We start from the raw sequence: 12,328 nt of genomic DNA, 5'->3' as shown, positions 1-12,328 counted from the left end.
CTGGTAGCGCTCCGGCGGGATGTTGGCGAAGTTGTCGGCCTTCTCGTGGATGATGATCGACGTCTTGGCGCCCGCGAGTAAATCCTCTGAGGTGAAGGCGTCGGTCGTCGTCACGAGTTGGGCGGTGCCGTCCTGGCGCACCTGCAACGACGTGAGGTCACCGCTGGCGGGGTGTCCGCTGTGCCCCGGCACCTGGAAATGTCCTCCGGCGGAGTTGAAGTCGCCCGGTTCACCGCCGGTCGGCGCCACCGAGCTGGCTTCGCACTTACCCACCGAGTGGACGTGCAGCCCGTGGAAGCCCGGTGCCAGCTGACCGGGTCCCGTCGTCTTGACGGTGACGGTCGCATAGCCGCTGGAGAATGCGAAGTCCGCGGTGGCCACCGTGGCACCGCTGGCGTTCTTGAGTTGGGCGGTCAGCTTGTCGCCCGCGGGCGCGGCTTGACTTTCGCCCTCACCGGCCTGTGCCGACGGCGCAGGCGACCCGGTCCAGACCGGCGGCGGGGTCCCCGGCTGCGTCGACACCGGTTCGCTGGGGCTGCAGGCACTCACGGCGAGTGCGGGGAGAGCGAACAAGGCGGCAACGGTCGTTTTCTTCGCACGCGAGGAGCAGGCCAATGCAAGCATGCCGAGAGCCTATCCCGTCACCGCCACGACCACGCCCGGTGGTTGATCGGCCAGTTCCGGCGCCCTCGGCTCGACCGGAGCCTGCAGCAGCCGGCCCACCTCGTCGGCGGATTCCCGCTCACCGGGCGCGTCGCTGAAGTAGACGGTTGTGGCGGTCACCCCTTGGAGGGCGAGGTTTCCGGTTTCGGTGACGTTCCAGCCGGCATCCCGCAGTTGGTTCGCGGTGTTCTCGGCGGCGCCTGCAGTCTCGGAGATGTTGTAGACCCGGACGTCGGCCTTGGCGGCAGGCGCCGGCGTCGCCGACGTCGGCGACGGGGTGGAGGTGGTGCTGGCCGTGGCGACCGGCGAGTCGTCGGCGCTGGAGTCGTCTCCCGAGCCCATGGCCTGGAATCCGACCAGCAGAAAGACCACGCCCAGGAAGAGCAACACCATCACCATGGCCCGCAGGGGCAGCCCGGATGACTCGGAGGGGCGCTCGTTCATTGGGCCCACTGTATCGGCGTGGTGCGCAAACCCACGAAAGGCTCAGGTCACCTCGAAGCCGAGGCGGCGTGCCGCCCGCGCCTTCTGCCTGCTGGCCCGCAGCCGCCGCAGCCGCTTGACCAGCATCGGATCGGCTGCCAGCGCCTCCGGCCGGTCCACCAGCGCGTTGAGCACCTGGTAGTACCGGGTCGCCGACATCGAGAAGAGCTCCTTGATGGCGTCTTCCTTGGCGCCTGCGTACTTCCACCACTGGCGTTCGAACGCCAGAATGTCGTGTTCGCGGCGGGTCAGCCCATCAGTGAGTTCGGAGTTGTCCCCGGATTGCTCAGTCCGCGCCATGGCGCCGTCCATGTTGCCCCTGGACCTTTCCCGCACTCAAACTCGCTAGCGATACGGCGAATATTCAACCACGGCATCGCTTGTTGGGCCGTCAGCCAACCGGGCGAGTCGGCTCACTTAAGCTTGCCAACCGTGGCAGTCGTACCCATCCGAATCGTCGGAGATCCCGTCTTACACACCGCGACCACTCCGGTGCCGGTGGCCGATGACGGTTCGCTGCCGCCCGATCTCGCCGACTTGATCACCGATCTGTTCGAAACGATGGACGCCGCGTACGGGGTCGGCCTGGCGGCCAACCAGATCGGCGTGTCCCAACGCGTGTTCGTCTACGACTGCGCGGAGGAGCGCGGCAAGACGGCCCGCAGGCGGGGTGTGATCGTCAACCCGGTGCTCGAGACCTCGGAGGTACCCGAGACGATGCCCGATCCCGAGAACGACGACGAAGGTTGCCTGTCGGTGCCCGGCGAGTCGTTCCCGACCGGCCGCGCGGACTGGGCGCGGGTGACGGGGCTGGACGCCGACGGCACGCCGATCACCCTGGAAGGCGCCGGCTTGTTCGCGCGGATGCTGCAGCACGAAACCGGGCACCTGGACGGGTTGCTGTACCTGGACCGGTTGGTCGGCAGGCATGCGCGCAGCGCCAAACGGGCGGTGAAGTCGCACGGCTGGGGAGTTCCGGGCGTGACGTGGATGCCGGGTGAGGACCCCGACCCGTTCGGCCATTGACGTGTCCGACCTTCCCGCGGTCGGCACGCGGGTCAGCCTTCGCTATCGGCGGCCCGCGGGTTCGGTGCCACCGCTCACCGACGTGATCGGTCATCTGGAGCGAACCGGTCCCCGCATTCGTGTTCGGACGAAATCCGGTGCGGTGGTGGAGATCGCGGCCGGCGACGTCGTCGCGGTGCGGTCATTGTCGGCGGCGCCGGTGCGGACGTCGCAGATCCGCGCGACGGAGCATGCCGCCGCGCTGGCGTGGCCGGGCACCGAGCAGGAGTGGATCGAGGGCTGGCTGCTGCGCGGTGCGGGAGGGCACACCCACCGAGCGAATTCGGCTGTGCCGCTCGGCATCGGCGCGAATGCGAGCTCGGTGCCTGCGATCGTCGACTGGTACTCCCGGCGCGGCCAGACGCCGTGGCTGGCGGTGGCCGACCGGCTGGTCGACATGCCAGGACACGTTGCCGCGCACCTGGAAACGGTTGTCATGGTCCGCGATCTGCCTGCGGGTCAGTCCGACGCGACCGTGACGCTTAAGGCGCGTCCTGACGCGCGGTGGCTGCGGCTCTACGAGCGCGAGGTTCCCGTCGACGTGTTGAGCGCCGTCGTCGACGGCGTCGTGGTGTTCGCGACTCGGGGCGAGGCCGCGGTGGGGCGGGCGGCGGTCACCACCGCGCCGGACGGAACCCGCTGGGCGGGTCTGTCGGCTGTGCGGGTTGCGGACGGGCACCGGCGGGAAGGCCATGCGCGTGCACTGTGCACCGCGCTTCTGGCGTGGGCCACCGAACACGGTGCGGACCGCTGCTACGTGCAGGTGCTGGCCGACAATGCGCCCGCGATCGGTTTGTACGAGCAGCTGGGCCTGCACACACAGCACCGCGCGCGCTACATCGACGGTGCGCACGTGAGGAGCAGTGTAGATCCGTAGCCTGTAGCCATGCGGCTGGCGACCTGGAACGTGAACTCGATCCGGGCCCGCGTCGACCGCGTCACCGACTGGTTGGCACGTGCCGACGTCGACGTGCTGGCCATGCAGGAGACCAAGTGCGCCGACGACCAGTTCCCCACCATGCCGTTCGCCGCCATCGGGTACGACGTCGTGCACTGCGGCTTCAACCAGTGGAACGGTGTGGCGATCGCGTCGCGGGTGGGCATCGATGACGTGCACATCGGTTTCGACGGCCAGCCGACGTGGAGCGACGGTGCCGCCGCGGAAGCGGCCGAGGCGCGCGCACTGGCAGCGACGTGTGACGGCGTGCAGGTGTGGAGCCTGTACATCCCGAACGGCCGCACGGTCGATTCCCCGCACTATGGCTACAAGCTGGCCTGGCTCGGCGCGCTGCGGGATACCGCGCAGCAGTGGCTGACCGACAACCCGGACGCGCAGATCGCTTTGACCGGCGACTGGAACATCGCACCCACCGACGAGGACGTGTGGAGTGTGGAGGCCTACCGCGGCAGCACACACGTGACCGGGCCCGAGCGCGCCGCGTTCAACGCGATCGTCGGCGCCGGGTTCAGCGACGTGGTGCGGCCTTTCACCCCGGGCCCCGCGGTCTACACCTACTGGGACTACACCCAGCTGCGGTTCCCGAAGAACCGGGGCATGCGCATCGACTTCATCCTCGGCTCCCCCGCGCTGGCGCAACGCGTGTCGCACGCCGAGATCGTCCGACAGGAACGAAAAGGCAAGTCCCCCAGCGATCATGCCCCGGTGCTTGTCGAACTCGGCTCCGCGCGGAACTAACCGGTCTTCTGGACGGGCTGCAGCGTGAGCGCGGTGCCGTTGTTGCCCGGCGTGGTGTCGCCACCCCCGCTCACCTGTGCATGGATCGTCCCGAAGCCGGCACTGTTGAACGTCACCAACACGGCGGGGTCGGTGTGGTCCTTGGCCTTCAGGGTGCCGCCTCTACACGTCATCGCCGAGGACTCGCCACCGACGGGTGGCCTTGACGCACAGGAGTATCCAGCTGCTGCCCAGCCGGGCGCGACCAAACCCTGGTCCGCCGCGAACGTCGCGACACCGGAGGTGGCGAGGTCGACGGTGACATCCTTGGCCTCGTTGGCGCTGTTGTTGTCCACAAGGATCAGGTATGCGTAGGTCTCGGGCGCGAGAGGATCCTGCTTGCCGCGGATGTTCTGCAGGGCGAGGTCGGCCTGACTGGCCGTCTTCTCAGGGTCCGTGCAGATCTGGTTCGACGGCGGCGACGGGTCGTCGTTGAACCCGATGTGGACCGTCTTCCAGACGACAACGCTCACACACACCGCTGTGCCCTCCGGCATTCCGCCTGCCGTTCGGGTGATGTCGCGGAAGGCTCCGGGTATCGGTCGGACGTCGACGTCCTGCCCGTTGACGATGACATTGTCCGGATTGTCCCGCTCCCGCACGGTCAGCCAGATGCCGCCGACATCCTCGGTGCCCTGCAAGGCGAACGTGTAGGTCAGCGTGGTCTTCTTGACCGTCGCGCTCTTCAGCTGGGCCGCAGGCGTGTCGGCCCCGGCCGTCGGAACGACAGGCCCGAACACCAGGCCGAACATCAACGCTGCGACGACGGACAACACGCGAATTGCTTGTGTAAGTGCCATGAGCCACCCACCCTTCGACTGTGAGGTTCCTGCCAACGACGCTATTGAGTGCAGGCCCGTGAAGAAATCGGGTGTTTCCCTATGATTTGCGGTTCGACCCGCCCGAACCGTCAGCCGAACAGTGGCAGGGCCCGCTTGCGCGCCAACGCATCCATTCCGCTCTGGATGCTGGACTGCACCTCGTGATATTTGGCGTCGACGTACTGGTCATCGTCGACACGTTGCGGATCGTGGTCGAGTTCGATCGCGGGCATGAGTCGAGTCCTGATCTTGGCAGGCAACGGGAACTGCGGTAGCGCCGCGGGCGCTATCCCCCACGGCAGCGATACCGCGACGGGGAAGACTTTCAGCCGCAACAGCTTGTCCAATCGAAGCGTCTGCGAGAGCCGGTCGCCGCGGATCAGCACCGGCATCGCGTCTGCACCCCCGACGGTCGCGATCGGCACGATCGGTACGCCTGCGCGGATGGCCATCTTCACGAATCCGCTGCGGCCTGCCAAGTTGGCCTTGTCGCGATCGAACCACGGCCGCAGTGAGTCGACTTCACCGCCCGGCCACACTGCGACGTCGCGCCCTTCGGCCAGTGCGCTCGCCATCGAGTCCGGGGCGGCGGGAAGCACGCCCATCGCGCGGAAGTACCTGCCGACCGCAGGTATCGCCATCAGTGCGTCGTGCGCGGTGCCGTGCAGGAGCCGGTCCTGGCCGAAGCGACGCCACCACTGGACACCGACCGTCCAGGCGTCCCAGACGAACGGTGCGCCCGAGTGGATGCCCACGAGCAGCACCGGCGGTTCCGGGAGATTCTCCCAGCCATCCATTTCCATGCGGAACCAGTAGTCGACGAGGAAGTTCCACAGGTACTTCTGGCGCTGCATCGTCGCCTCGTCGGGACCCTGCAGATCCCACTCGCCCGCGCGTTCGGCCAGCCAGCCGCTGAGGCCGCCGTCCTGCTCGGCGCGCCGGTCGGCCATTTTCGCGCGGGCCTCTTCGGCGTGGCGCTGCGCCTGCTGTCGAAGATCCTGAGGCCGGTGATCGGTGCTTGTCATACGCACCGAGTACCCAATTTCAGTCGTCGTTGGCGCCGTACCGGCCGGCGTTGAACATCGAGGCGACGGCACCGATGAGCATCATCACCGCGGCCGCGACGAACACCACCACCAGCCCGGTGTGGAACGGCTCGGTGATCAGCTGCGGGAAGAACTTCTCCCCGGTCAACACGCCGGCGTCGACGCCGGGGGCATGCAACGCCCCCGACGGCGCCAGCAACTCGGCGATCGGGTTGTAGCCCAAAAACGCCGCGAACAGGCTGCCAACGGGAGGCAGGTTGGCCACGTCGTGTGCGACGGATGCGGGCACGCCCTGCGCTTGCAGGCCGCTGCTCATCGCCGTCGGCAGAGTGTGCGCCAGCCCGATGATCATCAGCGAGAAGAAGACGCCGATCGACAGCGATGAACCCGCGTTGAAGAACGTCGCGCGCACGCCCGAGGCCGCACCGCGCTGGGCGGCGGGCACGCTCGACATGATCGCCGCGGTGTTGGGTGCCGTGAAGATGCCACCACCGAGACCGTTGAGGAACACCAGCACCGCGAAAAGCCAGTAGTCGAAGTTCACCGGGATCATCACCAGCGCGACGAAGGTCGCCGCCATCAGCAGCATTCCGCCCACCGTGAACGGGCGCGCCCCGAAGCGGTCGGACAGCGAGCCTGCCAGGGGTCCGGCCACCAGGAAGCCTGCCGTCATCGGCAGCATGTAGATACCGGCCCACAGCGGTGTCGACTCAAAGCTGTAGCCGTGCAACGGAAGCCAGATGCCCTGCAGCCAGATGATCAGCATGAACTGCAGGCCGCCGCGTCCCATCGACGACATCAGGCCCGCGAGGTTACCCATGCCGAACGAGGCGGAGCGGAACAGCCGGATGTCGACCATCGGGTCGGAAACCCGCGACTCGATGAAGCAGAACGCCACCAGGGACAGAAGTCCGAACGCGATCGCCCCCAGCACCCAGGGGCTGGTCCAACCGGTGGTGGAGGCGCCGTAGGGCTGGATGCCGTAGGTGATGCCGGTGAGCAGCACCGTCAGGCCGACGCCGAAAGACAGGATGCCCGCCCAGTCCAGCCGGCCCGGCGTGCGCACGCCGAGTTCCCTCAGCGACCGGATGCTCCAGATCGTGCCGAGGATGCCGATCGGCACACCGACCCAGAAGATCGCCTTCCAATGCCACTCGGAAAGGAAGCCGCCGATGAGCAGGCCGAGGAACGATCCGGCGACGGCGGCCACCATGTTCACGCCGAGCGCCATACCGCGCTGGTTGGACGGGAACGCGTCGGTGAGAATCGCCGACGACGACGCCATCAGCATCGCGCCACCGACACCCTGAACCACCCGCCAGGCGATCAGCCACAGCGCACCGCCGCCGAGGTGAAACGGGTCGAACGACAGCGCGACGGCCGCGAACGTGAACACCACGAAGCCGACGTTGTAGATGCGCACCCGGCCGAACATGTCGCCGAGCCGGCCGAACGGGACCACCAGAACGGCTGTGACCACCAGATAGCCCATCAGCATCCAGAGCAGATAGCTGACGTTGCCGGGTGCCAGCGGGTTGAGGCCGATGCCGCGGAAGATCGCAGGCAGCGAGATGAGAACGATCGACGCGTTGATCGTGGCCAGCAGCGTGCCCAGGGTGGTGTTGGACAGCACCACCCACTTGTAGAAGGGATGGTCGTGGTCCATTCGCCTGCGCCGGCGGGCGGTTTCGGCGACTGCCACGTCGGCGTTCGCCACGACTGGGGTTTTCGTCATCTCGATCTCGGTCGTCATCAACTTCGCTTACGTATCAAATCGGCTGCAAAACACATATGTTAGCTATACAAACCAACCGGGAGCAATTTGTGTTCCATGCGATAGCGTGGAGACGGCCTGACCAACCACACGGGAGCGCGTATCGAGCGCGCTGAGAGGACGGCTGAAGCTGCCGTCGACCGTACGAACCTGACCGGGTAATGCCGGCGTAGGGAGTGCTAGTGAATTTCCTGCCTCTGACTCCTGGCGGTCAGACTCCGCCGCGGGTGATGACGATCGCCGGCTCGGACTCCGGGGGCGGCGCCGGTATCCAGGCCGACATGCGCACGTTCGCGTTGCTTGGCGTGCATGCCTGTGTCGCCGTGACCGCGGTGACGGTGCAGAACTCGATGGGCGTCAGGGGCTTTCACGAAATCCCCGTCGACGTCATCGCGGGCCAGATCGAAGCCGTGGCGAGCGATATCGGAATACAGGCCGCCAAGACCGGCATGCTGGCGTCGTCCGACATCATCGGAACGGTCGCCGACACCTGGCGCTCACAGGGCCTTGCGGGCAGCGTGCCGCTCATCGTCGACCCGGTGTGCGCATCGATGCACGGCGATCCTCTACTGCACCCGAGCGCGTTGGATTCCCTTCGCACCGACCTGTTTCCGCTCGCGACGCTGGTGACGCCGAACCTGGACGAGGTTCGGCTGATCGTCGACATCGATGTCGTCGACGACGCCTCCCAACGCGATGCCGCCCGCGCGCTGCATGCGTTGGGGCCGCAGTGGGCTTTGGTCAAGGGCGGCCATCTGCGGTCGTCGTCGGAAAGCCCCGATCTGTTGTACGACGGCACGGACTTCCACGAGTTCGGTGCCTCACGAATCGACACCGGCGACGATCACGGCGCAGGCGACACGCTCGGGTCCGCCGTGGCCTGCGCGCTCGCACACGGCTACACCGTGCCGGACGCAGTGGCGTTCGCGAAGTCGTGGGTGACCGAATGTCTGCGCGCCGCTTACCCGTTGGGCCACGGGCATGGCCCGGTGTCACCGCTTTTCCGGCTGTCGAGCCCCCAGTGATCGTGACCCTCGACGACATCGCGGGGATCGCACACGAGCCCGACGGCAGGCCGAGGGGCGCCGTTGTGCTCACCCACGGTGCCGGCGGAAGTCGGGAGTCCGCGCTGCTGAAGAAGATCTGCGACGAATGGGCGCGCCGCGGTTGGCTCGCAGTGCGCTACAACCTGCCTTACCGCAGGCGCAGGCCGAAGGGCCCGCCGTCGGGGTCGGCGGCCACCGACCAGGCGGGCATCGTCGAAGCGATCGAACTCGTCCGCGACATGGCCAAGGGGCCCGTCGTGGCGGGCGGCCACTCATACGGCGGCCGGATGACGTCGATGGTCGTCGCCGACGGCGCGGCGGACGTCGATGCGCTGACGCTGTTCTCCTACCCTCTGCATCCGCCGGGCAAGCCCGAGAGGGCCCGCACCGAGCACCTGCCGCGGATCGAGGTGCCGACGGTGTTCACCCACGGCACGTCGGACCCGTTCGGTTCCATCGACGAACTGCGCGCCGCCGCGGCGCTGATTCCGGCCTCCGCGGACGTCGTCGAGATCACCGGCGCCCGCCATGACCTCGGCGCCAAGTCGCTCGATGTGCCGGTTCTCGCGGTCGACGCGGCGCTACGGTTGCTCTCGTGACCATGCCGCCGGGCGACTATCCGCCGCCACCGCCGCCGGGGGGATATCCGCCGCCGCCGTACTACCCGGCGCCGCCGTACTACCCGGCGCCGGGGGCGTACCCGCCACCGGCTCCCGGCACCAACTGGTGGGCGGTCATCTCCCTGATCTTCGGCCTCATCGGCGGTGTCCTGATCAGCGTGGTGTGCGGCATCGTCGGGTTGAACCGGGCCAGGAAGGGACAGGGCGGGCGCGGGATGGCCATCGCGGGTCTGGTGCTCTCGGGCCTGTGGGTGCTCGGGATCGTCGCGCTCGTGGTCTTCCTGGTGCTCTTCGACAAGGGCACTGTCAGCGCCACCGAGGTGAAGGCAGGTGACTGCCTCAAGAAACTGCCCGCCTCCGGCCTGGTGATCACCGTCGACACCGCGCCGTGCGGCGAACCGCACGCAGGCGAGATCTTCTCGGTGATGACCATGCCCGACGGTGATTTTCCCGGTCAGTTCGCGATCGAGGAGTACCAGAACAAGTGCGCGCCGGAGTTGGCCGACTATTCCCCCGAGGCCGCCGAGGATGCCGACGTCGGGTTGTTCGTCCTCTACCCGAGCGAGGACTCGTGGGGCCAGGGCGACCGCACCGTGACCTGCATCGCGACCACCGACAGCCCTCGCACCGGGGCCCTGAAGAAGTAACGGCGAAAGGAATTTCACGTGCCAGAGCAGAAGTCCGGAGGGTCGCGCGCAGCGGCGCTCGTGGGCCTGGGACTCGCAGGCGTCGGGGTTGCGCACTTCGTCAAGCCCGAGGTGTTCGACGCCGTCACCGGGCAGGCGTTCCCACGTGACACCCGCAAACACGTCTACATCGACGGCGGCGTCGAAACCGCGATCGGTCTCGGTCTCACGTCGCGAAAGACCCGGCCGTTGGCCATCATCGGGTTGATCGGCTACGGCGCCTACCTGGCGGGCAACGTCGTCCGCAATCGGTAGCGGCCGAGCAGCGTCAGGTCGAGCAGTCGACCGACCGTCACACGCGATGCCACGGAGTTGTCGTAGTGCATCAGCCTGCCCACGTCGATCACCAACGCCATCGCCGCGTGTACGGCGAAGCGGGCCTGCCCCATCGTCCAGTCCGAGCGGATCGCCGTCACCAACCGCACCCACGATTCGACCGTGGCCCGTTGCAGGTTGCCCAGGATCTTCTGGTCGGCAGGCGCCATGTTCAGCCGCTCGGTGTAGTAGACGTATGCCAGTTCCGGATGGTCGAACGACCTCTTCACGTACGCGTCGACCAACCCGGTCAGCGCCTGCTCCGGATCGGTGACCGAAACGAGGATGGACGAGGCCTCCGACGACAACCGGTCGGCCGCCCGCCGATAGATCGCGGCCAGGATGTCGTTCTTGCCGGAGAAGTACCGGTAGATGCCCGATGTGGGCATGCCGACCGCCGACGCGATCTCCTCCATCGTGGTGTCGCGGTAGCCCTTCCGGTTGAACAGCCGCACCGATTCCGTCAGTAGCGCTTCGTATTTCGACGGTTCGACGCCGACCCGCCTGCGCTCGGGTCTCTCGACGACGGGCTCGTCGGGCAGATCGGGCATGTCGGCGGTCGAGATGGCGGTCGCGACCTCGGCCAGCACGGCACGAATGTGGACCGCCGGAAGCTTCGCGTGATGGTCGACGATGCTGCCGATGACGCTCAGCATCGACGAGGACAGCATCCAGCGCTGACGCGAGGAAAGCCCGGGCCGAAGTGCTGTGAGCGGCTGTTGAATCCGGCGGTTGACCGTCCGCATCTGGCTGTCGAGCGTGGTCTGGTCGTCGCCGCGCAGATAACGTGCCTCCCACCGGTAGAGCCCGCCGGATTCGCGATTGACAAGGGCGGTGTCAGTGATCGCGGCGATGAGTCGCCGCAGTGTCTCCCCGTCGGTATTCGCGTCGTCGACGAACTCCGTGCAACCCACCAACTGCTCGCCGAGGGCCAGCACCGCATCGCGGAAGAGGTCGTACTTGCTCGGGTAGTGCCGATACAGTGCGGTGGCCGAGATGCCGACTCGCGATGCGATCGCCTCCATGCTCACCGCGTGATAGCCCAGCGCGCTGAACGCTTCTGCCGACGCCCTGGCGATCTGCGCCTTGCGGTCCTTCGGCCGATGCCGAATGTCGGTATCGACAGTGGGCCGGCCGAGACCGATCCGCTGCTCGCGGCGCGCCATGGCGATCACCCTAATCGCGTGCGTAGGCCGGTCCAATGGGTGCCCCGAGCCGGTTCGGGAAAGATCCCGCCGCCTGACCTAGTATCGGTTCCGGTGAGCATGCCTGACGAGCCGGCGCTGCAACGGCGGCTCGGCATCGCAGACGCCGTGACGATCGGCCTCGGCTCGATGATCGGTGCCGGGATCTTCGTCGCGCTGGCACCCGCTGCCGCGGCGGCGGGTTCGGGACTACTGATCGGGCTGGCGGTCGCCGCCGTCGTCGCGTACTGCAATGCGACGTCATCGGCACGGCTGGCGGCGCTTTATCCGCAGTCCGGCGGCACCTATGTCTACGGCCGCGAGCGACTGGGCGAGTTCTGGGGTTACACCGCGGGGTGGAGCTTCGTGGTCGGCAAGACCGCATCGTGCGCGGCCATGGCCCTGACGGTCGGGATCTACGCGTGGCCTTCGCACGCGCACGCGGTCGCGGTCGCCGCGGTCGTCGCGTTGACGGCGATCAACTATGCGGGCATCCAGAAGTCGGCGCTGCTGACCCGCGTCATCGTCGCGGTCGTCCTCGCTGTGCTCGCCGTGGTGGTCGTGGCCGTCGCGTTCGGTGCGGGGGACGCCGACATCTCGCGGATCTTCGGCGGCGACACCAGCGTGCGTGGCGTGCTGCAGGCGGCGGCCCTGTTGTTCTTCGCGTTCGCCGGTTACGCACGCATCGCCACCCTCGGCGAGGAGGTGCGCGACCCCGCGCGCACGATCCCACGGGCGATTCCGATCGCACTGGGCATCACCCTGGCCGTCTACGCGATCGTCGCCGCGGCGGTCCTGACGCAATTGGGCAGCGCTTCTCTGGCGGCGTCGAGTGCCCCGCTCGCGGACGCCGTGCGGGCAGCGGGCCACTCGGGCATCGAACCGGTGGT

At 67.6% G+C, this 12,328-nt stretch carries 15 protein-coding genes and 1 riboswitch; of the genes, 8 read left to right on the top strand and 7 right to left on the bottom strand.

What is annotated here, in order from left to right:
- The 3 genes from sodC to napA form a co-directional block, all read right to left on the bottom strand.
- A partial coding sequence (gene sodC, locus QOC76_RS01920) for a superoxide dismutase[Cu-Zn] (protein ID WP_526353584.1) occupies positions 1 to 624 on the bottom strand: 624 nt, incomplete at its 3' end.
- Between the two features lie 9 nt (positions 625 to 633).
- Complete coding sequence (locus QOC76_RS01915) at positions 634 to 1,107, bottom strand: LytR C-terminal domain-containing protein (protein ID WP_526353582.1); 474 nt, start codon at positions 1,105 to 1,107, stop codon at positions 634 to 636.
- 42 nt (positions 1,108 to 1,149) lie between these two features.
- A complete protein-coding gene (gene napA, locus QOC76_RS01910) occupies positions 1,150 to 1,458 on the bottom strand; it encodes a nucleoid-associated protein NapA (protein WP_526353594.1) in 309 nt (102 codons plus the stop codon).
- Positions 1,459 to 1,578: 120 nt separating this feature from the next.
- Here napA and QOC76_RS01905 point away from each other — a divergent pair, with 120 nt between their 5' ends.
- From QOC76_RS01905 to QOC76_RS01895, 3 genes are read left to right on the top strand one after another with little or no spacing between them, the layout of a single operon-like run.
- The gene (locus QOC76_RS01905) at positions 1,579 to 2,172 is read left to right on the top strand and encodes a peptide deformylase (RefSeq protein ID WP_526353580.1); all 594 of its coding nucleotides are present in this window, start codon (positions 1,579 to 1,581) and stop codon (positions 2,170 to 2,172) included.
- A 1-nt stretch (position 2,173) separates the two neighbouring features.
- Positions 2,174 to 3,088 carry an N-acetylglutamate synthase, CG3035 family gene (locus QOC76_RS01900; RefSeq protein ID WP_526353592.1) on the top strand — a complete coding sequence of 305 codons (915 nt, stop codon included), beginning with the start codon at positions 2,174 to 2,176 and terminating at the stop codon, positions 3,086 to 3,088.
- A 9-nt stretch (positions 3,089 to 3,097) separates the two neighbouring features.
- Positions 3,098 to 3,907 (top strand): exodeoxyribonuclease III, encoded by an 810-nt coding sequence (locus tag QOC76_RS01895; RefSeq protein ID WP_526353578.1) that lies wholly within the window; start codon positions 3,098 to 3,100, stop codon positions 3,905 to 3,907.
- Here the strand turns inward: QOC76_RS01895 and QOC76_RS01890 are convergent.
- From QOC76_RS01890 to QOC76_RS01880, 3 genes are all read right to left on the bottom strand, one after another.
- On the bottom strand, positions 3,904 to 4,746 hold the full coding sequence (locus tag QOC76_RS01890) for a hypothetical protein (RefSeq protein ID WP_526353576.1): 843 nt from the start codon (positions 4,744 to 4,746) through the stop codon (positions 3,904 to 3,906). The two genes, QOC76_RS01895 and QOC76_RS01890, sit on opposite strands and share 4 nt — an antisense overlap.
- Before the next feature lie 110 nt (positions 4,747 to 4,856).
- On the bottom strand, positions 4,857 to 5,792 hold the full coding sequence (locus tag QOC76_RS01885) for a lysophospholipid acyltransferase family protein (protein WP_526353574.1): 936 nt from the start codon (positions 5,790 to 5,792) through the stop codon (positions 4,857 to 4,859).
- Positions 5,793 to 5,811: 19 nt separating this feature from the next.
- Complete coding sequence (locus tag QOC76_RS01880; protein ID WP_526353572.1) at positions 5,812 to 7,566, bottom strand: MFS transporter; 1,755 nt, start codon at positions 7,564 to 7,566, stop codon at positions 5,812 to 5,814.
- Between the two features lie 101 nt (positions 7,567 to 7,667).
- A riboswitch (TPP riboswitch) is annotated at positions 7,668 to 7,780 on the top strand.
- Here QOC76_RS01880 and thiD point away from each other — a divergent pair.
- From thiD to QOC76_RS01860, 4 genes are all read left to right on the top strand, one after another.
- Entirely contained in the window at positions 7,770 to 8,612 is an 843-nt protein-coding gene (gene thiD, locus QOC76_RS01875; protein WP_526353570.1) for a bifunctional hydroxymethylpyrimidine kinase/phosphomethylpyrimidine kinase, read from the top strand. It overlaps the preceding riboswitch by 11 nt.
- 2 nt (positions 8,613 to 8,614) lie before the next feature.
- Positions 8,615 to 9,232, top strand: coding sequence for an alpha/beta hydrolase family protein (locus tag QOC76_RS01870; protein ID WP_526353590.1), 618 nt, complete (start codon positions 8,615 to 8,617; stop codon positions 9,230 to 9,232).
- Positions 9,233 to 9,234: 2 nt separating this feature from the next.
- Entirely contained in the window at positions 9,235 to 9,900 is a 666-nt protein-coding gene (locus tag QOC76_RS01865) for a septum formation family protein (protein ID WP_526353588.1), read from the top strand.
- An 18-nt stretch (positions 9,901 to 9,918) separates the two neighbouring features.
- Positions 9,919 to 10,194 carry a DoxX-related protein gene (locus QOC76_RS01860; RefSeq protein ID WP_526353568.1) on the top strand — a complete coding sequence of 92 codons (276 nt, stop codon included), beginning with the start codon at positions 9,919 to 9,921 and terminating at the stop codon, positions 10,192 to 10,194.
- On the opposite strand, the gene QOC76_RS01855 is transcribed toward QOC76_RS01860, so the two are convergent.
- Entirely contained in the window at positions 10,161 to 11,420 is a 1,260-nt protein-coding gene (locus QOC76_RS01855) for a TetR/AcrR family transcriptional regulator (protein ID WP_526353566.1), read from the bottom strand. The two genes, QOC76_RS01860 and QOC76_RS01855, sit on opposite strands and share 34 nt — an antisense overlap.
- A 99-nt stretch (positions 11,421 to 11,519) precedes the next feature.
- Here QOC76_RS01855 and QOC76_RS01850 point away from each other — a divergent pair.
- Positions 11,520 to 12,328 (top strand): amino acid permease (locus tag QOC76_RS01850; protein ID WP_526353586.1); only part of this gene is annotated, 809 nt, incomplete at its 3' end.

Origin of the sequence: Mycobacterium sp. (assembly GCF_032159565.1) — a bacterium.
Taxonomy (GTDB): Bacteria; Actinomycetota; Actinomycetes; order Mycobacteriales; family Mycobacteriaceae; genus Mycobacterium.
This window is presented reverse-complemented; position numbering and strand designations above follow the sequence as displayed.

Coding starts and splice junctions, on each gene's coding strand:
- QOC76_RS01915 (WP_526353582.1), bottom strand. CDS start 1,107: ATGAACGAGCGCCCCTCCGAGTCATCCGGGCTGCCCCTGCGGGCCATG.
- napA (WP_526353594.1), bottom strand. CDS start 1,458: ATGGACGGCGCCATGGCGCGGACTGAGCAATCCGGGGACAACTCCGAA.
- QOC76_RS01895 (WP_526353578.1), top strand. CDS start 3,098: ATGCGGCTGGCGACCTGGAACGTGAACTCGATCCGGGCCCGCGTCGAC.
- QOC76_RS01890 (WP_526353576.1), bottom strand. CDS start 4,746: ATGGCACTTACACAAGCAATTCGCGTGTTGTCCGTCGTCGCAGCGTTG.
- QOC76_RS01885 (WP_526353574.1), bottom strand. CDS start 5,792: ATGACAAGCACCGATCACCGGCCTCAGGATCTTCGACAGCAGGCGCAG.
- QOC76_RS01880 (WP_526353572.1), bottom strand. CDS start 7,566: ATGACGACCGAGATCGAGATGACGAAAACCCCAGTCGTGGCGAACGCC.
- QOC76_RS01865 (WP_526353588.1), top strand. CDS start 9,235: ATGCCGCCGGGCGACTATCCGCCGCCACCGCCGCCGGGGGGATATCCG.
- QOC76_RS01855 (WP_526353566.1), bottom strand. CDS start 11,420: ATGGCGCGCCGCGAGCAGCGGATCGGTCTCGGCCGGCCCACTGTCGAT.